This window comes from Achromobacter sp. EG18 (genome assembly GCF_059759395.1).
Genome location: NZ_CM186213.1, coordinates 2,943,611 through 2,963,835 on the forward strand (window position 1 = coordinate 2,943,611; position 20,225 = coordinate 2,963,835).

Annotated in this window: 18 protein-coding genes; 11 read left to right on the top strand and 7 right to left on the bottom strand. The window is 68.9% G+C overall.

All coding sequences use genetic code 11. The features are described 5' to 3' along the window. Positions 1-112 precede the first annotated feature (112 nt). On the top strand, positions 113-1,264 hold the full coding sequence (locus AC6CR5_RS13340) for an acyl-CoA dehydrogenase family protein (RefSeq protein ID WP_026384201.1): 1,152 nt from the start codon (positions 113-115) through the stop codon (positions 1,262-1,264). A gap of 9 nt (positions 1,265-1,273) precedes the next feature. Further along, on the top strand, positions 1,274-2,287 hold the full coding sequence (locus AC6CR5_RS13345; RefSeq protein ID WP_047991573.1) for an acyl-CoA dehydrogenase family protein: 1,014 nt from the start codon (positions 1,274-1,276) through the stop codon (positions 2,285-2,287). 11 nt (positions 2,288-2,298) lie between these two features. Here AC6CR5_RS13345 and AC6CR5_RS13350 read toward each other — a convergent pair whose 3' ends face one another. Then, complete coding sequence (locus AC6CR5_RS13350; protein WP_498085705.1) at positions 2,299-3,195, bottom strand: LysR family transcriptional regulator; 897 nt, start codon at positions 3,193-3,195, stop codon at positions 2,299-2,301. Between the two features lie 71 nt (positions 3,196-3,266). Between AC6CR5_RS13350 and AC6CR5_RS13355 the strand changes: the two genes are divergently transcribed. From AC6CR5_RS13355 to AC6CR5_RS13395, 9 genes are all read left to right on the top strand, one after another. After that, positions 3,267-4,511, top strand: coding sequence for a CaiB/BaiF CoA transferase family protein (locus tag AC6CR5_RS13355; RefSeq protein ID WP_498085706.1), 1,245 nt, complete (start codon positions 3,267-3,269; stop codon positions 4,509-4,511). Continuing rightward, positions 4,508-4,981: a MaoC family dehydratase gene (locus AC6CR5_RS13360; protein WP_024069995.1), complete on the top strand. Its 474-nt coding sequence runs from the start codon at positions 4,508-4,510 to the stop codon at positions 4,979-4,981. The genes AC6CR5_RS13355 and AC6CR5_RS13360 overlap by 4 nt, the downstream gene beginning before the upstream one ends. 86 nt (positions 4,982-5,067) lie before the next feature. Then, positions 5,068-6,042, top strand: coding sequence for a Bug family tripartite tricarboxylate transporter substrate binding protein (locus AC6CR5_RS13365; protein ID WP_020929054.1), 975 nt, complete (start codon positions 5,068-5,070; stop codon positions 6,040-6,042). Between the two features lie 251 nt (positions 6,043-6,293). Next, positions 6,294-7,673 carry a carbohydrate porin gene (locus AC6CR5_RS13370; RefSeq protein ID WP_047991576.1) on the top strand — a complete coding sequence of 460 codons (1,380 nt, stop codon included), beginning with the start codon at positions 6,294-6,296 and terminating at the stop codon, positions 7,671-7,673. A 26-nt stretch (positions 7,674-7,699) separates the two neighbouring features. After that, the gene (gene xylF / locus AC6CR5_RS13375) at positions 7,700-8,716 is read left to right on the top strand and encodes a D-xylose ABC transporter substrate-binding protein (protein ID WP_498085707.1); all 1,017 of its coding nucleotides are present in this window, start codon (positions 7,700-7,702) and stop codon (positions 8,714-8,716) included. A 14-nt stretch (positions 8,717-8,730) separates the two neighbouring features. Further along, a complete protein-coding gene (locus AC6CR5_RS13380) occupies positions 8,731-10,278 on the top strand; it encodes a xylose ABC transporter ATP-binding protein (protein ID WP_054483391.1) in 1,548 nt (515 codons plus the stop codon). 5 nt (positions 10,279-10,283) lie between these two features. Next, entirely contained in the window at positions 10,284-11,471 is a 1,188-nt protein-coding gene (locus AC6CR5_RS13385; RefSeq protein ID WP_020929058.1) for a sugar ABC transporter permease, read from the top strand. Continuing rightward, positions 11,464-12,546 (top strand): lactonase family protein, encoded by a 1,083-nt coding sequence (locus tag AC6CR5_RS13390; RefSeq protein WP_070541122.1) that lies wholly within the window; start codon positions 11,464-11,466, stop codon positions 12,544-12,546. The genes AC6CR5_RS13385 and AC6CR5_RS13390 overlap by 8 nt, the downstream gene beginning before the upstream one ends. A 16-nt stretch (positions 12,547-12,562) precedes the next feature. Beyond that, positions 12,563-13,474: an NAD-dependent epimerase/dehydratase family protein gene (locus AC6CR5_RS13395; protein ID WP_020929060.1), complete on the top strand. Its 912-nt coding sequence runs from the start codon at positions 12,563-12,565 to the stop codon at positions 13,472-13,474. Between the two features lie 13 nt (positions 13,475-13,487). On the opposite strand, the gene AC6CR5_RS13400 is transcribed toward AC6CR5_RS13395, so the two are convergent. The 6 genes from AC6CR5_RS13400 to AC6CR5_RS13425 all read right to left on the bottom strand — a co-directional run bounded on the left by AC6CR5_RS13400 (position 13,488) and on the right by AC6CR5_RS13425 (position 20,157). Further along, positions 13,488-14,507, bottom strand: coding sequence for a LacI family DNA-binding transcriptional regulator (locus AC6CR5_RS13400; protein ID WP_498085708.1), 1,020 nt, complete (start codon positions 14,505-14,507; stop codon positions 13,488-13,490). Between the two features lie 9 nt (positions 14,508-14,516). Further along, on the bottom strand, positions 14,517-14,891 hold the full coding sequence (locus AC6CR5_RS13405) for a tautomerase family protein (RefSeq protein ID WP_006385633.1): 375 nt from the start codon (positions 14,889-14,891) through the stop codon (positions 14,517-14,519). 135 nt (positions 14,892-15,026) lie between these two features. Beyond that, positions 15,027-16,325, bottom strand: a complete 1,299-nt coding sequence (locus AC6CR5_RS13410) for a quaternary amine ABC transporter ATP-binding protein (protein WP_498085709.1) — start codon at positions 16,323-16,325, stop codon at positions 15,027-15,029. Further along, positions 16,322-17,179 (bottom strand): ABC transporter permease, encoded by an 858-nt coding sequence (locus tag AC6CR5_RS13415; protein WP_006385635.1) that lies wholly within the window; start codon positions 17,177-17,179, stop codon positions 16,322-16,324. The genes AC6CR5_RS13410 and AC6CR5_RS13415 overlap by 4 nt, the downstream gene beginning before the upstream one ends. A 285-nt stretch (positions 17,180-17,464) precedes the next feature. Beyond that, positions 17,465-18,466, bottom strand: a complete 1,002-nt coding sequence (locus AC6CR5_RS13420; RefSeq protein WP_269873493.1) for an ABC transporter substrate-binding protein — start codon at positions 18,464-18,466, stop codon at positions 17,465-17,467. Positions 18,467-18,882: 416 nt separating this feature from the next. After that, the gene (locus AC6CR5_RS13425; RefSeq protein WP_026384210.1) at positions 18,883-20,157 is read right to left on the bottom strand and encodes a class I SAM-dependent methyltransferase; all 1,275 of its coding nucleotides are present in this window, start codon (positions 20,155-20,157) and stop codon (positions 18,883-18,885) included. Positions 20,158-20,225 lie beyond the last annotated feature (68 nt).

Below are 20,225 nucleotides of genomic sequence, written 5' to 3' on the forward strand. Positions count from 1 at the left end.
ATATCCGATCCTTATCGCCAGGCAAGAATTTACTATTGGACAGCCCGCGCGCGGCTCGCCGATAGTGGCCGGCAGCGCGCCGCCCCCGGCGCCCGCCAGACCGGACCCGCCCATGATCGAAACGCTGGAACTGACCGCCATTCCCCCGCAGGACGAGGCGCTGCGCGCCGAAGTGCGCGATTTTCTCGCCGAGGCCCTCGATGGGCTGGAGCCCGACGAACGCGCCCGCTCCTGGATGGGCTACGACGCGGGCTTCAGCCGCCAGCTGGCCGAACGCGGCTGGCTCGGGCTGACGCTGCCGCGCGAATACGGCGGCGCCGAACGCGGCCATTTCGCGCGCTTCGTGCTGTCAGAGGAATTGCTGGGCGCGGGCGCGCCGGTGTCGGCGCACTGGATCGCCGACCGCCAGAGCGCGCCGTTGATCCTCAAGCTTGGCACGCCGGCGCAGAAGGCCTTCTACCTGCCGCGCATCTGCCGCGCCGAGGCCTTCTTCTGCATCGGCATGAGCGAACCCGGCTCGGGTTCCGACCTGGCCAGCATCCGCACCCGCGCCGAACCCGTGGCGGGCGGCTGGCGCCTGAACGGCAGCAAGGTCTGGACCACCAACGCGCACCGCTCGCACTACATGATCGCGCTGGCCCGTACCTCGGGCACGCCGCAGGACCGCCACCAGGGCCTGTCGCAACTCATCGTCGACCTGTCGCTGCCGGGCGTGTCGATCCGGCCGATCAAGGATCTGGCGGGCGACGCGCATTTTTCCGAAGTGTTCTTCGACAACGTCGAACTGGCGCCGGACGCGCTCATCGGCCAGGAGGGCGCGGGCTGGGCCCAGGTCAACGCCGAACTGGCGTTCGAGCGTAGCGGGCCGGAACGCCTGTACTCCAGCATCGCGCTGCTGCAATGCTGGCTGGCGCATGGCCGCGACGACGCCGGGCTCGACGCCGCCGACCACGCCCTGTTGGGCGCCATCCTGTCGCAGATGGCCGTGTTGCGCGCCCTGTCATTGGCGGTGGCGGGCAAACTGGCCGCGGGCCAGAGCCCGGCCATCGAGGCCGCCCTGGTGAAGGACCTTGGCACTGAGCTGGAGCAGGACATCCCGCGCCTGATCGCCGATGCGCTGGGCCGCCGGCCCGAACGGCCACCCCCCCTGCCGCTGCTGCGCACGCTGGCCTACCTGGAACAGGTGGCCCCCACTTTCTCGCTGCGCGGCGGCACCCGTGAAATTTTGCGCGGCATCATCGCGCGCGGCCTCGGCCTTCGATAGGAACCCAGCATGGACTCGATTTTTGGCGATGCCGCCGAGCGCCTGTTCGCGCAGACCTGCACACCGGCCATGATCCGCCAGGCCGAACAGGGCCAGGCGCCCGCGCAAGCCTGGCAGGCCTGCGAAGCCGCCGGTTTCGCCGATGCGCTGGTGCCGGAATCCCGTGGCGGGGCCGGCCTGGCATTGGCCGACACGCTGCCGCTGGCCACCGCCGCCGGCCGTCACCTGTGCCCCTACCCCTTCGTCGACACGCTGCTGGCGCGCGCGTGGCTGGCCCGGGCCGGGCATGCGCCCGCCACCGGCTCGATCGCGCTGGCGCCGCATGGCTGGCTGGCATCCGGGCGCCAGGCCACGGGCGCCAATGTGCCCTGGATCCGCAGCGCCGATGCCGTGCTGGCGCGCATCGGTGAACAGATCTGGCTGCTGCCGGCGCGGGCCGCCACGATCGAACCCAGCGGCGTGCACGGCAGCCTGGACGCGCCGGCGCGCTGGTCGCTCGACGATGGCGAGCGCATCGACGCGGCCCCCGCCCTGCCGGGCCTGGACGAATTGGCCGCCGCCGCCTGCGCCGGCCTGATCGCCGGCGCCATGGACCGGGTGCTGGCCATGACGCTGGACTACGCCAACCAGCGCCAGCAGTTCGGCAAGCCCATAGGCCGCTTCCAGGCGGTGCAGCAGCAGATCAGCGTCATGGCCGAGCAGGTCTGGGCCGCGCGCATGGCGGCGCAACTGGCGTTCCAGGGCCGCGACGGCCTGCCGCAACCCTTGCTGGCCGCGCTCGGCAAGGCGCGCGCCAGCCTGGCGGTCGCGCGCGTGGCCGACATCGCCCATGCGGTCCATGGCGCCATCGGCGTCACCGAGGAATACGATCTGCAGCTGTACACGCGCCGGCTGCGCGAATGGCGGCTGGCCGCCGGTTCGGAATCGCACTGGCACGCGCGCATCGGCGCGCACGCGCTGGCCGACGGCGGCGATGCGGTCTCTTACCTGCGCACCGCGCTGTTCGACCGCGAAGCCGCCTGACGCGGCCCCGCTCAGCCCATCTGCGCCAGCATGCTGTCGCGCAGGCGCAGCACCGAGGCGCAGGATGTGTCGCGGTGCGTCACCAGCGACAGCGACAAGGCGTCGCGCGCATCGGCATCGGCCAGCGGCACGAATGCCACCAGCGGCGTCGAATAGGCGCGCGTCACGCCTGGCACCAGCGCCAGCCCCAGGCCGCTGGCCACCAGGCTGACCAGCGTCTGCACCTGGATCGCTTCCTGGCTGATGCGCGGCGAAAAACCCGCCTTGCGGCACAAGGCCTGCGCCACGCCGTGCAGGCCCGGCACCTTGGCCGGCGAATACATCACGAAACTCTCGCCGCGGGCGCGGGCCAGTTCGACCGGCCTGGCACCAGCCAACGGATGTCCGGCGGGCACCGCCAGGATCAGGTCGTCGCGCTCGACCACCCAGGACTCCAGGGCCGGATCCTCCGCCAGCGGCCCGCGCACCAGGCCGGCGTCGATATCGTTGGCGCGCAGCATCGCCGCCAGCCCGACGGTGCTGTCCTCGCGCAGTTCCAGCTGCACGTCCGGGTACTGCGCGCGGAAAGCCGGCAGGCAGCGCGGCAGCAGCGTGTACGTGGCCGAGCCGACGAAACCCAGCCGCAGCGTGCCCCATTCGCCCAACGCCACCCGACGCGCGGCCTGGCGCGCCTGCTCGGTGTGGAACAACGCGCGCCGCGCATCAGCCATCAGCGCCTCGCCGGCCGGCGTCAGCGTCACGCCCCGGGCGCCGCGCGCCAGCAGCGGCACGCCAACCGCGTGCTCCAGTTTCTGGATCGACACGGACAACGCGGGCTGCGCGATATGCAGTGTGTCGGCGGCGCGGCGATAGCTGCCCAGCTCGGCGATGGTGACGAACTGGCGCAACTGCCGTAGATCGATAGTCATAACGGATTCCATATCAAGCAATACCGAAGCCATATTAGACGGGTATGGACCACGCCGATAGGATTCCCGCCATGACCTCCGCTTCCCTCCCCCAAAACGCCGCCCTGGGCGGCGTGCGCGTGCTGGACCTGACTTCCGTGGTGTTCGGCCCCTACGCCTCGCAGATCCTGGCCGACTACGGCGCCGACGTCGTCAAGATCGAGGCGCCCGCCGGCGACTCCACCCGCAACACCGGCCCGGCGCAGGAGCCCGGGCTGGCCGCCATCTTCCTGGGCCTGAACCGCAACAAGCGCAGCGTGGTGCTGGACCTGAAGCGGCCCGCGGCGCGCCAGGCGCTGCTGGCGCTGGTGGACGGCGCCGACGTGCTCATGCACAGCATGCGGCCGGCCAAGATGGCGGCGCTGGGCCTGGACCCCGCCACGCTGTGCGCGCGCAATCCGCGGCTGGTGTACGCCGGCCTGTATGGCTTTGGCGAGGGCGGCGCCTACGACGGCCGGCCGGCCTACGACGACATCATCCAGGGCCTGTCGGGCTTTGCCGACCTGGTCGATCGCCAGACCGGCACGCCGCGCTACCTGCCGACGGTGGCGGCCGACAAGACCTGCGGACTGGTGGCCGCGCACGCCATCCTGGCCGCGCTGTTCCAGCGCGAACGCACCGGCCAGGGCCAGCAACTGGAAGTGCCGATGTACGAGAGCATGGTCTCGTACGTGCTGGTCGAGCACTACTACGGCCGGCACCTTGCGGACACGCCCGGCGAAGCCGGCTACCCCCGGGTGCTGACGCCGTGGCGGCGCCCCTGCCGCACCGCCGACGGCCATGTCTGCCTGATGCCGTACACCGATGCCCATTGGCGCAGCTTCTTCGAGGCGGCCGGCCGTCCCGACCTGGCGGCCGATCCGCGCTTTGCCGACATCGCCGCGCGCACGCGCCACATCGAAACGCTCTACGAACTGCAGGCGGGCATCGTCGCCGCGCGCGACACCGCCTACTGGCTGGCGCTGTGCGAAAGGCTGGAAATCCCGGCCGCCCGCGTCAACCGCCTGCAGGACCTGGAGACCGATCCGCACCTGCGCAGCGTGGATTTCTTCCAGCCGCTGCAAAGCCCCGCCGGCCACCACTATCGCTTTGCGCGCAACCCGGTGCGGCTGCAGCGCTCGCAGGTGCCGCCCACGATGCCGCCGCGCCTGGGGGAACACACCCGCGAGGTGCTGGCGCAGGCCGGCCTGTCCCCCGCCGCCATCGACGCCTTGCTGCAAACCGACGCCGCCCGGCAGGCCGGCGCCCTTCCCGTCTCTTCCAAGGACTCCGCATGAACCAGGACCGCACCGCCCCCGCCCAGCTCGGCCAGGGCTATTACTGGCAGGATCTCGCCGTCGGCCAGCGCTTTCGCACCTTCCGCCGCACGGTCACCGAGACCGACATCGTCAACTTCATCAGCGCCACCGGCATGCTGGAGACGATCTTCATCGACGCCACCTACGCGCATGGCGCGATCCAGGGCCGTCCCGCCCCGGGCGCGCTGACCTATGGCCTGATCGAAGGCCTGATCATGCAGGGCATGGTGCAGGGCACCGGGCTGGCGCTGCTGGAAGTGCACAAGAAGATGCTGGCGCCGGTGGTGGCCGGCGACACCATCTGGGCCGACATCGAAGTCACCGGGGTGCGCCCGACCTCGCAGCACAACCGCGCGGTGGTCACGTCCACCATCGACGTTTTCAACCAGCACGGCAAGCCCGTGATGGCCTACACCGCGACGCGCATGCTGGCCGGCCGGCCGGACTGACGCGGCGCGCGGCGGACAGGCGTCCCGCGCAGAGGACGCCGCCGCCATGGGGCCGCGGCCCCACCCACCAAAGCAAGGAGACAACCATGAAAAAAGCATTGCTCGCGGCCAGCCTGGCCGTGCTGGCGCTGGGCGGCGCCACCGGCGCCGGCCCTGCCCGGGCCGCCTGGCCCGAACGCCCGATCACGATGGTGGTGCCGTTCCCGCCCGGCGGTCCCACCGACCTGGTGGCGCGGGTGCTGGCCAAGCAACTGACGGACCAATTGGGCCAGACCGTGGTGGTGGAAAACAAGGGCGGCGCCAACGGCAACATCGGCATGCAGTACGCGGCCGCGGCCAAGCCTGACGGCTACACGGTGCTCTACAACACCTCGTCGATCGCGCTCAGTCCCAATCTCTACCGCTCGCTGGCATTCGATCCGGTCAAGGACTTCGCGCCGGTGTCTTCCACCGCGGTGATCCCGCTGGTGCTGCTGGTGCATCCCTCGGTGCCGGTTCAGGACGCGCGCGGCTTCGTCGAATACGCGCGCCAGCATCCCGGCAAGCTGTCGTACGGTTCGGCGGGCGCCGGCAACGTCACGCACCTGGGCGCCCTGCTGCTGCTGCGCTCGCTGCAGGTCGACGCGGTGCACGTGCCCTATCGCGGCAGCGCGCCCGCCATGACCGACCTGGTCGGCGGCCAGGTGCAACTGATGACCAACACCCTCAACGATTCGCTGGGCTTCATCCGCGAAGGCAAGCTGCGCGCGCTGGCGGTCACCAGCCGCGAACGCAGCGCGCAATTGCCCGACGTGCCCACGGTCGCCGAAACCGTGGCGCCGGGCTTCGAGATGGGCGCCTGGCAAGGCGTGGTGGTTCCCGCGGGCACGCCGCAGCCGGTGGTGCAGAAGCTGAACGCCGAGATCCGCCGCGCGCTGCAATCGGACGAAATGCAAAAGCAGCTCAAGGTCCAGGGCGCCCAGGCCCTCGGTTCCACTCCGCAGGAATACGGCGCCTACATCCAGAGCGAGATCCAGCGCTGGGGCGCCGTGATCAAGGAAGCCGGCGTCAAGCTCGACTGACGGCCGGCGCGGCGGCGGGCCAATCCCGCCGCCCCCACACCCGGGCGGCCCCACGCGGCCGCGCCGGACCGCCCCTCTCCTGACTCCCAAAAACCGCTGCGCGCCCCTGTTTCACCCCGGGCAATCCCTAACCCTCATCGCAATTGACAGCGCTGTCATTTTTGCAGACACTAGCTTCGCCGGCCCCCTGCCGGACCACCAAAAACAAGCCGCAACGGCCTCGCGCACGGGCGGCGACAGGAGACAGAGTCATGGCAACACCTCCCTGCTTCCCGGCAGCGGCAGGCACCGGCGCGCACCTCCGGGCTCGCCGCTACCGGCCTCAACGATTCCCGCTACACCGCTTTCTGCCCACGCTGCTCCTGGCAGGCCTGCTGACCGCCGGCACCAGCGCCCGGGCCTACGATCTGCAGACCACGCCCTATCTGTTCGGCGACTGGGGCGGCCTGCGCACCAGCCTGGCCGAACGCGGCGTCACCCTGAACCTGGGCTACACCGGCGAGGCCGCGCACAATTTCAGCGGCGGCCAGGACAAGCTGACCCGCTACACCGACCAATGGGTGTTCGGCGCCACCATGGACCTGGACAAGCTGCTCGGCTGGCACGGCGGCACCTTCCAGATGACCATCACCGACCGTAACGGCCGCAACCTGGGCGCCGACGCCGGCATCGGCAACAACATGCTGATCCAGGAGGTCTATGGCCGCGGCCAGACCTGGCACATGACGCAGTTCTGGCTCAACCAATCGTTCCTGGACAATCGGGTGCAATGGAAGATCGGCCGCCTCACCGTGGGCGAGGATTTCGCCAGCTTCTCGTGCGACTTCCAGAATCTGACCTTCTGCGGCGCACAGCCCGGCAACCTGGTCGGCAGCTACTGGGTCAACTGGCCCACCAGCCAATGGGCCACCCGCCTGAAAGTCAGCACGTCCGAGCAGACCTACGTGCAGGCCGGCGTCTACCAGGTCAACCCCAACTATGTCGACGACGGCTACGCGCGCCGCCACGGCCTGTCACTGGACAACCCCAATGGCACCACCGGCGCCCTGATTCCGCTGGAATTCGGCTGGCTGCCGGCCTGGAACGGCCTGCCGGGCTCGTACAAGTTCGGCGCCTGGTACAACACCTCCAACGGCGCCGACCTGTACCAGGACGTCAACCACGCCCCGCGCGGCGAAACCGGCCTGGCGCCGCGCGAGCGCAACGGCCAGTACGGCATCTACATCAACTTCGAGCAACAGGTTAGCGGCACCGCCGGCGGCCGTGGCGCCTCGGTGTTCCTGAACTTCTCCCAGGCCGACCGCGACACGGCGGCGCAGGACCACCAGATCGCGCTCGGGCTGCAATACAAGGGGCCGTTCGGTCAGGCCCGCGACGTCATCGGCGTGGCGGTCGGCGCCACCCACAACAACGGCCGCTACGCCGACTACGTGCGCCAGCAGGACCAGCGGCTGGGCACCAGCACCAAGGTCGGCGACGGCTATGAATACGTGGCCGAGGCCTATTACAGCTGGTCACCGATCCCCTCCATTTACCTGCGACCCAATCTGCAGTACATCAGGCATCCTGGGGGCACCAGCGCCAACCACGACGCCTTCATCGTAGGCCTGAAGACCGGCATCACATTCTGAGCGCATCGCGCCACAAGGAGACTGACATGACCCCAATCCTGCGCCGCCTGCTGGCCTGCGCGCTGGCGTTGCCCGCCACGCTGTTCGCCGCCCACGCCGCCCATGCCAGCAAGGAGGCTCCGATGATCGGCTTTTCCATCGACGATCTGCGGGTCGAGCGCTGGACCCGCGACCGCAACTATTTCGTCGAGGCCGCCACCGCGCTGGGCGCCAAGGTCAACGTGCAATCGGCCAACGCCAGCGAATCGCGCCAGATCGCCCAGGTCGAGAACCTGATCGCCGAAGGCGTGGACGCGCTGGTGATCGTGCCGTTCAATTCCAAGGTGCTGGGCAGCGCCATCGCCAAGGCGCACCGCAACGGCATCAAGGTCATCGCCTACGACCGCCTGATCCTGGGCGCGCCGCTGGACGGCTACGTGTCTTTCGACAACGTCAAGGTTGGCGAAATGCAGGCCAAGGGCATGGTCGATGCGGTGCCCAAGGGCCGCTACTACCTGCTTGGCGGCGCCGCCACCGACAACAACTCGCGCATGTTCCGCGAAGGCCAGATGAACGTGCTCAAGCCGCTCGTCGCCAAGGGCGACATCACCATCGTGGGCGAGCAATGGACGCCCGAATGGGACCCGTCCAAGGCGCAGAGCATCATCGAGAACGCGCTGAACGCGAACGACAACGACATCCAGGCCATCGTCGCCTCCAACGACGGCACCGCCGGCGGCGCGATCCAGGCCCTGGCAAGCCAGAAGCTGGCGGGCAAGGTGGCGGTCTCGGGCCAGGACGCCGACCTGGCCGGCGTGCGCCGCGTCGCCGCCGGAACGCAGACCATGACGGTGTACAAGCCGATCAAGGCCATCGCCGAGGCGGCCGCGCGCATGGCGGTCGATCTGGTGCAGGGCAAGACGCCCGCCTTCAACGCCAAGCTCGACAACGGCAAGGGCGAGGTCAATTCCCTGCTGATCACGCCCACGCTGGTGACGCGCGACAATCTGGACATCCTGGTCAAGGACGGCTTCTATACGGCCGACCAGATCGCGGGCAAGTAGCCGGGAGGCGCACCATGGACCAGCAGCAACCGCTGTTTGAAATGCGCGACATCGTCAAGGAATTCTCGGGCGTGCGCGCGCTCTCGGGCGTCAGCCTGGGGGTGCGGCCCGGCGAATGCCTGGGCCTGTGCGGCGAGAACGGCGCCGGCAAGTCGACCCTGATGAAAGTGCTGTCCGGGGTCTATCCCCACGGCACCTACGGCGGCCGGATCCTGTGGCAAGGCAGCGAACTGCGTTCGCGCTCGATCCGCGACAGCGAACGCGCGGGCATCGTCATCCTGCACCAGGAGCTGATGTTGGTGCAGCAGCTGAGCGTCACCGAGAACATCTTCCTGGGCAACGAACTGCGGCTGCCCGGCGGCCGCATGGACTACCCCGCCATGCACCGGCGCGCCGCCGAACTGCTGGCGCGCCTGAAGCTCACCGACGTCAACGTCGCCGCCCCCGTCATGAACTACGGCAACGGCCACCAGCAGCTGTTCGAGATCGCCAAGGCGCTGGCCAAAGAGGCCCGGCTGCTGATCTTCGACGAGCCGACATCCTCGCTCAGCGCCAAGGAAATCGAGGTGCTGCTGGCCATCATCGACGACCTCAAGCGCGCCGGCGTGGCCTGCATCTACATCTCGCACAAGCTCGACGAGGTCAAGCGCGTCTGCGACACCATCACGGTGATCCGCGATGGCCAGCACATCGCCACCCGCGCGGCCGACACGCTGGACGAGGACGGCATCATCGGCCTGATGGTCGGCCGCGCGCTCGAATCGCGCTTTCCGCGCACCGAACGCCAGCCGGGCGCGGTCATGCTGGAAGCGCGCGACGTGACCTGCTGGGACGTCACCAACCCGCGGCGCAAGCGCGTCGACGGCGCCGCCCTGCAGGTGCGCGCCGGCGAGATCCTCGGCATCGCCGGACTGGTGGGCGCGGGCCGCACCGAATTCGTGTCGGCGATCTACGGCGCCTATGCCGGCCGCAGCACCGCCCAGGTACGGGTGGCGGGCCAGCCGGTGCGCATCGCCTGCCCCGCCGACGCGATCGCGCACGGCCTGTGCCTGGTGCCCGAGGATCGCAAGCGTCACGGCATCGTGCCGCTGATGAGCGTGGCCGAGAACATCACGCTGGCAAGCCTGGCCGACCACGCCCGGGCCGCGCGGGTCGACGGCGACGCCGAGCTGGCGACCGTCGAGCGCGAAATCGCCCGCCTGCGCATCAAGACCGCCAGCCCGGGCCTGCCTGTGGCCAGCCTTTCCGGCGGCAACCAGCAGAAAGTGGTGCTGGCCAAGATGGCGTTGAAGAACCCCAAGGTGCTGATCCTGGACGAACCGACGCGCGGCGTGGACATCGGCGCCAAGTACGACATCTACAAGATGATCTTCGACCTGGCCGATCGCGGCGTGGCCATCATCATGGTGTCGTCGGAACTGCCCGAGATCCTCGGCATGAGCGATCGCGTGCTGGTCATGAATGCCGGCCGCGTCACGGGCGATTTCCCCATCCAGGGCCTGACGCAGGAACGCGTGCTGGCCGCCGCCCTCCAATCCGAACCGCTGCGGCAAGCCGCCTGAACGCCATGACCCAGATGCTCGCTTCCTCATCCTCCGAACCCCGGCCGCGCGGCGGCCATCCGCCGCTGCGGCAACTGTTCGCGCGCCACAAGCTGCTGGCCATGCTGCTGGCCCTGGGCCTGATCTGGCTGTTCTTCTGGCACCAGACCCACGGCAGCTTCCTGCGCCCCAACAGCATTTCCAACCTGCTGCTGCAGATGTCGGTGACCGGCATGCTGGCCTGCGGCATGGTGCTGGTCATCATCGCCGGCGAGATCGACCTGTCGGTGGGCTCGCTGCTCGGCCTGCTGGGCGGCCTGGTCGCCATCCTGACCGTCAACCTCGGCTGGAACACCTGGCTGTCGGTGGCCGTGGTGCTGGCCGCCGGCGCCGGGCTCGGGCTGGTCAACGGTTGCCTCACCACGCGGCTGCGGGTGCCGTCCTTCATCGTCGGCCTGGGCGGCATGCTGGCCTATCGCGGCCTGCTGCAATTGAGCACCGACAGCGTCACCATCGCGCCGGTGCCCGACGACCTCGGCGCCATCGCCCAGGCCTTCGTGCCGCCCACGCTGTCCTGGGTCATCGCCGCGCTGATCGTCGCCCTGGCCTGCGGCCTGACGCTGGCGCGGCGCCGGCGCCATCGCCGGCTGGGACTGGAGGTGGCGCCGCGCTGGATCGACGGCCTGAAGATCGGCGCCATCGCCGCCGCGGCCGCCGGCTTCGTGCTGGTGCTGAACCAGGCCCATGGCGTGCCGCTGCCGGTGCTGATCCTGCTGGCGCTGCTGGGCGTGTTCTCGTGGATCGCCACGCAGACCGTGTTCGGCCGCCACGTCTACGCGGTCGGCGGCAACGTCGAGGCCAGCCGCCTGTCCGGCGTCAACGTCCAGCGCGTCAAGCTGATGGTGTTCATGCTGATGGGGTTGATGTGCGCCTTCGCCGGCATCGTCACCACCGCGCGCTCGGCCGCGGGCTCGCCGTCGGCCGGCGTGGGCGGCGAGCTCGATGCCATCGCGGCCTGCTTCATCGGCGGCACCTCCATGCGCGGCGGCTCCGGCACCGTGTACGGCGCGCTGATCGGCGCGCTGGTCATGGCCAGCCTGGACAACGGCATGCAGCAGATGAACGTGGATACCTCCTGGCAGATGATCGTCAAGGGCGCCGTGCTGGTGCTGGCGGTGTGGATCGACGTGGCAACGAGGTCCGAACGTGCATGACCCGACCCTTTCCAGCGCGCCCGGCAGCTGCATGCTCGCCGTCGGCACCTACACCGAGATCCTGCCGCACGTGCAGGGACGCGGCCGCGGCATCCACCTGCTGGCCTTCGACGGCGCAACGGCCTCGTTCCATGAACGGCAGGTGCTGACCGGCCCGGTCAACCCTTCCTACCTGTGCGCGGCGGCCGGACGGCTCTACGGCGTCAGCGAACGGGAACGGGACGCCGCCCTGGAGGTCTACGCCATCGAGGCCGGCGGCGCCGCGCTGCGCCCCCTCGGCCGCATCACGCTGCCCGGCGCCGCCCCCTGCCATGTCAGCGTCAACCTGCCGGCGCGGCAGCTGTACGTGTCGAACTACGGCTCGGGCGAGCTGCTGTGCTTTGCGCTGGATGCTGGCGGCATGCCACAAGGGACGCCGCAGGTGATCGCGCGCCGCGGCGCCGGCCCGCGCGCGGACCGCCAGGAGGGCCCCCACCTGCACTACGCGGCCGCCACCGACGACGGCGCGCGCGTCTACCTGTGCGACCTGGGCACCGACACCATCGCCTGCCATCGGGTGCGGCCCGATGGCCTGGCCCCCATGCCGGAGCAGGAACTGCGCGCCCGCCCCGGCGCCGGGCCGCGCCACCTGGCCCTCACGGCCGATGGCGCGCTGGCGGCGGTGGTGGAAGAGCTTTCGAATACCGTGGCCGTATACGCGCTGAACGAACCGGCGGGCGAGCGCGCCCGCGCCAGCACGCTGCCGCGCAACTGGCGGGGCGCCAGCGCCGCCTCCGCCATCCGCCTGCATCCCGATGGCGAACTGCTCTATGCCGCCAATCGCGGCCACGACAGCGTCGCCGTCTACCGCCTGCGGCGCGCGGCGCCCTGGCTCGAACCCGTGGGCTTCATCGACGTCGGCGGCCGCGCGCCGCGCGACATCGCGCTCACGCCCGACGGCGCGTTCCTGCTGGTCGCGTCCCAGGACGACCACTTCATCCGCGCGTGGCGCATCGACCCGGCCACGGGCCTGGCCCACGCGCAGGGCCAGCCCTATCCCCTGGCCTCGCCCGCCTGCCTTTGTCCCTTGCCTTGAACCGGAAGCCTCCACCGTGACATCTCCCCTGCCCCCCGCCCGCATCGTCGTCACCGGCGCCACCGGCCAGCTCGGCCGCAAGGCGCTCGCCATCCTGGCGCGCCAGCCCTGGTGCGAGCACCTGATCGGCATCGACCTGCAGGCGGACGACACCGTCTTCAGCCCTGAAGTGCGCGAGCGCCTGACGCTGGTGGCCGCCGACCTGGAGCGCCCCGCCCCCGCCTGGACCGATCATTTCGCCGGCGTGGACGCCGTGCTGCACCTGGCGGCGCGGCACTCGACGCCCGACGCCAGCTGGGAAGAAGCGCTGGGGTCGTACAACATGACGTTGAACGTGCTGACCGCCGCCGCCACGCATGGCGCGCGCCGGCTGGTGTTCGCCTCGTCCAACCACGCCATGGGCGGCTACAAGGACCTGCCGCTGGCCGCGACCATCGGGCCGGGCAAGCTCACGGCCAGGACGGAGCCGGCCCCCGGCACGCGCTGGTTCGACGGCGAGCGCGAGGTGCATTCGCTGGCCTATGGCACGTCGAAGGTCATGGGCGAACGCCTGTGCCGCGCCTACGCCGCGGTCACGCAGGGTCGGCTATCCACCGTGATCGCGCGCATCGGCTGGATCCTGCCGGGCGACAACGACCCGCGCGACATGAGCTATTCCGGCGTGGCGCATCCGCGGGCGCCCGAACCGGACGCGCGCGACGAACCGGCGCGCCGCGCGCTGGCGTGGTTCCACGACATGTGGCTGTCCAATGGGGATTTCGAGCGCCTGCTGATCGCCGCCCTGACGGCGGACGCGGCCGGCTGGCCCGACGCCAGTGTCACGGTCAACGGCGTGTCGGCCAACCAGGGCAGCGCCTGGGATGTGGCGGAAGGCCGCGCCAGCATCGGCTACGACCCGCGCGACGACGTGCGCCGCCATCTGGGATAGCGGCCGGGGGGCTTCAGGCCGGCGCGCGGGTCGAGTCGCGCACCACGATCTCGTATCCCAGCGTCCGCACCCGCGCCTGCGGCTCGCGCGATGCCAGCTGTTCCACCGCCGCGTAGGCCATGTCGCGGATCGGCTGGCGCAACGTGGTCAGCTTGGGCCAGGTCTGGCGCGACAAAGGGGTATCGTCGTAGCCCGCCACCGACAGCTCCCCGGGCACCTTGATGCCGCGCGCGTGCGCCGCGTACAGCACGCCGGCCGCCATGTCGTCGTTGGCCGCGAAGATCGCGCTGGGACGGTCGGCGCGATCGAGCAGGCGTTCGCCGCAGCGCACGCCGGAATCGAAGGAATGCAGCCCCTGCTCCACCAGGGCCGCGTCGTACGCCACACCCTGTTCGGCCAGCGCGTCGCGATACCCCTGCAGGCGGCCGCCGACGGCGCCGTGGTCGGGGTGCCCGGCCACGAAGCCGATGCGGCGGTGGCCCAGGTCCAGCAGATACCGCGTCATGTCGCGCGCCGCCGAGCGGTCATCGGTGCTGACCTCCAGCCCCCTGGCGCTGGGCGAACTGGGCGCCAGCCGCACGAACGGCACGTCGCCCTGGTCGAGCGCGTCGATCAAGGCGCGCACGTCAGACAGCGGCGGCGTCAGCACCAGGCCGGCGCAGGCGTGCTGGCGCGCGGACTGTTCGATCTGCGCGGCCAGGTCGGGCGCGCGGTAGTCGCAGGGATGCAGCAGCAGGCTGTAGAAATAGCGCTTGCAGGCATCGAGCGCGCCTTGCTGGATGTTGATCAGGTAGTTGTCGCTGGGATTGTCGTAGACCAGCATGATCAGGTCCGAGCGCTTGCTGGCCAGGCGCCGGGCCGAGGGATTGGGCTGGTACTTCAGCAGCGCGATCGCCGCCACGACCTTGGCGCGGGTCTTCTCGCTGGTGTTGGGTTCGTTGTTCAGCACGCGCGAGACGGTCTTGATGGACACGCCCGCCTCGGCCGCCACATCGTCGACGGTGACGGAACCCTTTTCCTTGCCGGTCGCCATGCTCCGGTCTCAGCGGCCGGCGGCCTTGGCGCTCAGGCCGTTGGCCACGCCCATGTCGGTCTTGGGTACGTCGCGGATCAGCACCCGCACATCCTCGCCCGAGATGCCGATGCTGGCGCACACGGCCTGGTTCAGCGCGGCGATCAGCGCCGCCTTCCTGGCCTCGTCGCGGCCCTCGATCAGGGCCGCGTCGACGCGCGCCATGGCCTTGCCGATCTCGCCGGCCACGATCACGTGTTCGGCGGGGATTTCCTGCAGCACGATGCGCACGCTGGACAGCGGCGCGGCGATGCTTTCCACCACCGCCTGCGAAGCCGCCTTCAGCAACGCGGTCTTCTGGGCGGCCGAATGGCCCTGCATGATCTGGACATTCAAGATTGGCATGACGGATTCCGATATTCCGAATAGTGGCGAACCGGCGATCGTTGCCGGCCAGCCATCATATCCGGACTGGCCCCGGGCGCAAGCCTGCCGCCCCGGGGACCGGAACGCCGCGGCGGAATCGCCCGGCGCCTGCCGTCAGGCGGCCTCGCCCCGTTGCGTCGGCTGGGGCTGACCTTGCAGCTCGGCCTGGGCCGGGCCGTCGCCGGCGGCGGGGGCCGGTTCGGCGGATTCGCTGGATTCGGCCGCGGGCGCGCTCTCGGCCAACACTGGCGTCACCAGCTCGACCACCTTCTTGCGCGACAGCATGCCGATGAACTCGTCGTTCTCGCCCGTCACGGCCACCGGCTGGTCGCTGTGCACCAGCTGCGCCAACACTTCGCCCAGGCCCGCCGTGGCCGGCACCGAAGCCAGGTCCTCGACGAAGCGCGACACGTCGCGTCCACCCTCGCGCACGGCCTGCTCGGCTGCCTCCAGCGTCAGCACGCCGGCCAGCCGCTTGCCGTCCAGCACCGGCGCGTACTCGTAGTTCAGCGCGCGCATCCGATCGACCGAATGGGCCGGGCGCGATCGCATGGTCAGCGTCAGGCGCGCCGGGTTCACCGCGTGGGTCGCGTTCAACACCTTGGTGCGGTTCACGTCCTGCAGGAACGACTGCACGTAATCGTTGGCCGGATTCAGCAGGATGTCTTCGGGCGTGCCTTCCTGCACCAGCTCGCCGTCCTTCAGGATGGCGATGCGGTTGCCCAGGCGCAGCGCTTCGTCCAGGTCATGGGTGATGAAGACGATGGTCTTGTTGAGCTTGGATTGCAGTTGCAGCAGCTGGTCCTGCATCTCGCGGCGGATCAGCGGGTCGAGCGCCGAGAAGGCCTCGTCCATCAGCAGGATCTCGGCGTCGGTGGCCAGCGCGCGCGCCAGGCCGACGCGCTGCTGCATGCCGCCCGACAGCTGGTGCGGATACTGCTGCTCGAAGCCCGACAGGCCGACCTGCTCCAGCCATTCGCGGGCGCGCTGCTCGCGCTCGGCGCGGCCCACGCCCTGCACGGCCAGGCCGTAGGCGGCGTTGTCCAGCACGGTGCGGTGCGGGAACAGGCCGAAGCGCTGGAACACCATGCTCATCTTTTTCTGGCGGAAGGTCTCCAGGTCGCGCTTGTTCAGGCTGACCACGTCGACGCCGTCGACCAGGATGTGGCCGGCGCTGGGCTCGATCAGGCGGTTGAAGTGGCGAATCAGCGTCGACTTGCCGGACCCCGACAGGCCCATGATGACATAGATGCTGCCCTCTTCGATCGACAGGCTGATGTCGCGCAGGCCCAGCGTGTGGCCGCTTTCGGCCAGCAGCGCTTCCTTGCTCATGCCGCCCTGCGCGGCTTCCAGCCATTTCTTCGGATGCGGCCCGAAAATCTTGTAGATGTTCTTGACTTCGATCTTGCTCATCGCTGGCCTCCCATGCGCATGCGCTGTCCATACGATTGCGTGATCCGGTCGAACAGCACGGCCAGCACCACGATGCCCAGGCCCGCCAGCAGGCCGCGGCCCACTTCCAGGCGATTGATCCCGAGCAGCACTTCATACCCCAGGCCGCGCGCGCCGATCATGGAGGCGATCACCACCATCGACAGCGCCATCATCGTGGTCTGGTTGATGCCGGCCATGATGTTGGGCAGGGCCAGCGGCAATTGAACGCCGAACAGTTGCTGGCGCGGATTGGCGCCGAAGGCGCGCGACGCTTCCAGCACCTCGCGGTCGACCAGGCGGATGCCCAGGTCGGTCAGCCGGATCAGCGGCGGCACGGCGTAGATCACGGTGGCGATGATGGCCGGGATCTTGCCCAGGCCGAACAGCATCACGACCGGAATCAGGTACACGAAGCTGGGCATGGTCTGCATCACGTCCAGCACCGGCAGCATGATCGAGCGCAGCCAGTTGACGCGCGCCATCAGCACGCCCAGCGGAATGCCGATGATCACCGAAAGTCCGGCCGCCATGATCATCAACGCCAGCGTCTGCATGCCGGCGTCCCACAGGCCCAGCACACCGATGACGCACAGCAGCGCGCCCATGGCCAGGCTCAGGCCGATGCGGCGGCTGACCAGCCAGGCGATGGCGATGGTCACGCCGACCACGGCCCACCAGGGCGAACTGCGCAGCACCTGCTCCAGCCACACCAGCGCGTGCAGCACGGGCTGGGACAACGTCTCCAGGGTATCGGCGTAATTGGTGACCAGATGATCGACGAACCCGTCGATGGCCCCGCGCACCTGACGCGCGGGAATGATTTCAGGAAACATGTTTTGACTCCATTTCAGCGTGTTCGCCACGCGCTGCGCCATGCGCCAACACGGCATCCGGCACGGTGGCCGGGCCGGCGCCCCTTACGGGCGCCGACAGCGGCAAGGGCGAAATAGGCTTACAGTCCAGCGCGGGAACACGAGGTCCCGCGCATTGCCCGCACGGCGGGCAGTCCGCCTGCCGGAGGGCTTTTTCCCCTTGGGGTCATCCCAAGGGGAAAAAGTCCAACCCGGCGGGCCGTGCCGGCAAGCCGGAACGGCCCGCCGCCGGAAAGGCGGCGCAGGTTACAGCGCGCTTTGCACGCGCCCGGCGACGTCGGCGGGGACCCACTTGGTCCAGACGTCGGGCTTGTTCTTCAGGAACCACTTGGCCACGGCGCCGGACTCGTCGCCGGTTTCTTCCATGTGGGCCAGGGTTTCATTCATTACCGGCAGCGGCACCGAAACCTTGGACAGGAACTCGGTCAGCACCGGCGCTTCCTGCGAGAACTTGGTGTTCACGGCGGTGAAGACGGGATTGTCGGGATAGGCGCTGGCCTCGGGCTTGGCGCACTTGGGCGACGTCAGGCACTTGTGCTTTTCGGCGTCGTAGGGCGGCATTTCCAGCTTGACCAGGTCCATGGCGCCGACCAGCGGCGTGGGCGACCAGTAGTAGAAGACCACGTTCTGCTTGCGCTTGTAGGCCGACATCAGGGCCGCCTTCTGCGCCGCGCCGGTGCCCGGCGAGTACAGCGTGTAGGTGTCATCCAGCTTGAGGGCGTGGAACAGGTTGGTGCTGGTGACTTCGCAGCCCCAACCCGCCGGGCAGCCGTAGAAACGGCCCTTGCCGGGTTCTTCGGGATCCTTGAACTTGTCCTTGAACTTCGGCAGGTCGGCCGCGGACTTCAGTTCGGGCAGGCGCTCGGCGGTGTAGCGCGGGATGTACCAGGCCTCGCCGCCCATGTACAGGTCGCCGATCCGCTTGACGCGGCCGGTCTTTTCGGCGCGTTCCCAGGGGTCGGCGACGCTGTTCAGCCAGATCTCGGTGTTGATGTCCAGGTCACCGCGCTCGAGCGCGGCCAGGGCGGGCAGGGTCTCGGTGGGCAGGGTTTCGGTCTTGCAACCGTAGCCCTTTTCCATGATGAAACGTTCGACATCGACCAGGACCAGGTTGGATTCCCAGTTCATGGCGCCGAAGTTGATCGGACGCTTGAGTTCGCATTGCGGCGCGTCGGCGGCTTGGGCCGAACCGGCGAAGGCGAACAAGACGGCCGCGGCGGCCAGGGTCTTGACAGGGGTGAAACGCATTGGCTTTTGCCTCCATAGGTTCAGGGACACGGCGGCGCAGGTCCGGCCGTGCCATGGAGCTAAGGGGGTTGTGCGGAAGACGGGCAGAACCGCCAATACAAACCGACACTAGCAACAAGAGGATCCGCGGGGTGCGGAGTCTTGCAAGACAGGAGTCTCAAAAACGGAGTTTTAGAGAACCCACAGATAGTGAACAAACTGAAAGAAGAAGGCAGCATCTTAAACGAAATTGCCGCACAACCCAACCCCGAGCCTGAACGAAACGGATACATTCATACCCGAAAACGTCCGGACAAACCCTGATTTCCAAGAGGCGATTCCCCGACTTTCCCTGGGGAACCGGCTCATGGAAATAACGATACATTTAGTTAATATTTTGTTCGTATAAATACATTTGAAGAGCAAAAACCGCCCTTTCAGCGCGCGCCGCCGACGTCGTCGCGGTACATGTAATCGCGGCGCCAGGGATAGGCCAGGTCGGGCGGGTTGTCCAATTCGTCGGGCCTGCCGGTCGCGGGATGCTGTCCCAGCACCTGGTGCAGCGCGATCCAGCCATGTTCGAAGCCCATGGCGCACCCGGCCAGGTACAGCCGGTAAGCGCGCAGCGAACGCGCGCCTTGCTCGCCTCCCAGGATCTGCGCGGCCTCGGGCAGGCGCGCCTCCAGCGCATCGCTCCAGGCCCACAGCGTGCGGGCGTAGTGCGGCCGCAGGTTCTCGACGTCGACTTCTTCCAGGCCGCCATTGGTCATGGCCTCCATGACGACGCTGATGTGCGTCAGCTCGCCGCCCGGGAAGATGTACTTCTCGATGAATTCGCCCATGCCGCTGCCCAGCTCGGCGTTGTAGACGCCGGCCGCGGTGATGCCGTGGTTCATGATCAGTCCGCCCGGCTTGAGCAGCCGCCGCAACTTGGCGAAATAGCCTTCCAGCTGGGCCCGGCCGACGTGCTCGAACATGCCAACCGACGCAATCTTGTCGAACGGCGTGGACTCGTCGAGCTTGCGGTAATCCAGCAGCTCCATGCGCACGCGGTCGCCCAGCCCCTTTTCCTGGATCAGTTTGGTGACATGCGCATGCTGGTTGCGTGACAGCGTGATACCCGTGGCGTCCACGCCGTAATGTTCGGCGGCCCACAGCAACAGGCCGCCCCAGCCGGCGCCGACGTCCAGGAAGCGTTCGCCAGGGCGCAGCCGCAGCTTGCGGCAGATGTGGTCCAGCTTGGCCTCCTGGGCCTGCGCCAGCGTCATGCCGGGTTCGCGGTAGTAGGCGCAGGAATAGACCCGGCGCGGGTCCAGCCACAGCGCGTAGAAGTCGTCGGAAAGGTCGTAATGGAATTCGATCTGGCGGGCATCGCGCTCCACCGAGTGGCGCCACACCGACATCACCTTGCGCACCAGCTCGGTCAGCCAGCCGCCGCGCGCCGCATCCACCGGCGAGCCGGGCAGCAGCGCCGAGGCCGCCGCCATCACGTCGCGCATCGAGCCTTCGATGTCGATGCGGCCCTCGACGTAGTCCTGGCCCAGCACGCCGACAGCGCCTTCGGCCAGATGGGCCAGGGCGGTCTTGTCGTGCGTCACGAAGCGCACCCTGGGATCCGGCGGCCCCATTACCGTGCCATCGGGCAGCACCAGCTGGACAGTCACGGGCAGTGCCTGGAGCTTGCGTTCCACAACAGACAACAAAGGATTCACGACATCTCCTCTGGAATACGTACGAACACGACAGACTGTATCGGAAATCAGTTGAAATTTGCGTGTAA

Bases quoted from the DNA above. Each gene is read 5' to 3' on its own strand.
- AC6CR5_RS13380 (WP_054483391.1), top strand. From the start codon at position 8,731: ATGGACCAGCAGCAACCGCTGTTTGAAATGCGCGACATCGTCAAGGAA.
- AC6CR5_RS13365 (WP_020929054.1), top strand. From the start codon at position 5,068: ATGAAAAAAGCATTGCTCGCGGCCAGCCTGGCCGTGCTGGCGCTGGGC.
- AC6CR5_RS13355 (WP_498085706.1), top strand. From the start codon at position 3,267: ATGACCTCCGCTTCCCTCCCCCAAAACGCCGCCCTGGGCGGCGTGCGC.
- AC6CR5_RS13385 (WP_020929058.1), top strand. From the start codon at position 10,284: ATGACCCAGATGCTCGCTTCCTCATCCTCCGAACCCCGGCCGCGCGGC.
- AC6CR5_RS13350 (WP_498085705.1), bottom strand. From the start codon at position 3,195: ATGACTATCGATCTACGGCAGTTGCGCCAGTTCGTCACCATCGCCGAG.
- AC6CR5_RS13370 (WP_047991576.1), top strand. From the start codon at position 6,294: ATGGCAACACCTCCCTGCTTCCCGGCAGCGGCAGGCACCGGCGCGCAC.
- AC6CR5_RS13340 (WP_026384201.1), top strand. From the start codon at position 113: ATGATCGAAACGCTGGAACTGACCGCCATTCCCCCGCAGGACGAGGCG.
- AC6CR5_RS13360 (WP_024069995.1), top strand. From the start codon at position 4,508: ATGAACCAGGACCGCACCGCCCCCGCCCAGCTCGGCCAGGGCTATTAC.
- AC6CR5_RS13400 (WP_498085708.1), bottom strand. From the start codon at position 14,507: ATGGCGACCGGCAAGGAAAAGGGTTCCGTCACCGTCGACGATGTGGCG.
- AC6CR5_RS13415 (WP_006385635.1), bottom strand. From the start codon at position 17,179: ATGTTTCCTGAAATCATTCCCGCGCGTCAGGTGCGCGGGGCCATCGAC.
- AC6CR5_RS13410 (WP_498085709.1), bottom strand. From the start codon at position 16,325: ATGAGCAAGATCGAAGTCAAGAACATCTACAAGATTTTCGGGCCGCAT.
- AC6CR5_RS13405 (WP_006385633.1), bottom strand. From the start codon at position 14,891: ATGCCAATCTTGAATGTCCAGATCATGCAGGGCCATTCGGCCGCCCAG.
- AC6CR5_RS13345 (WP_047991573.1), top strand. From the start codon at position 1,274: ATGGACTCGATTTTTGGCGATGCCGCCGAGCGCCTGTTCGCGCAGACC.
- xylF (WP_498085707.1), top strand. From the start codon at position 7,700: ATGACCCCAATCCTGCGCCGCCTGCTGGCCTGCGCGCTGGCGTTGCCC.
- AC6CR5_RS13420 (WP_269873493.1), bottom strand. From the start codon at position 18,466: ATGCGTTTCACCCCTGTCAAGACCCTGGCCGCCGCGGCCGTCTTGTTC.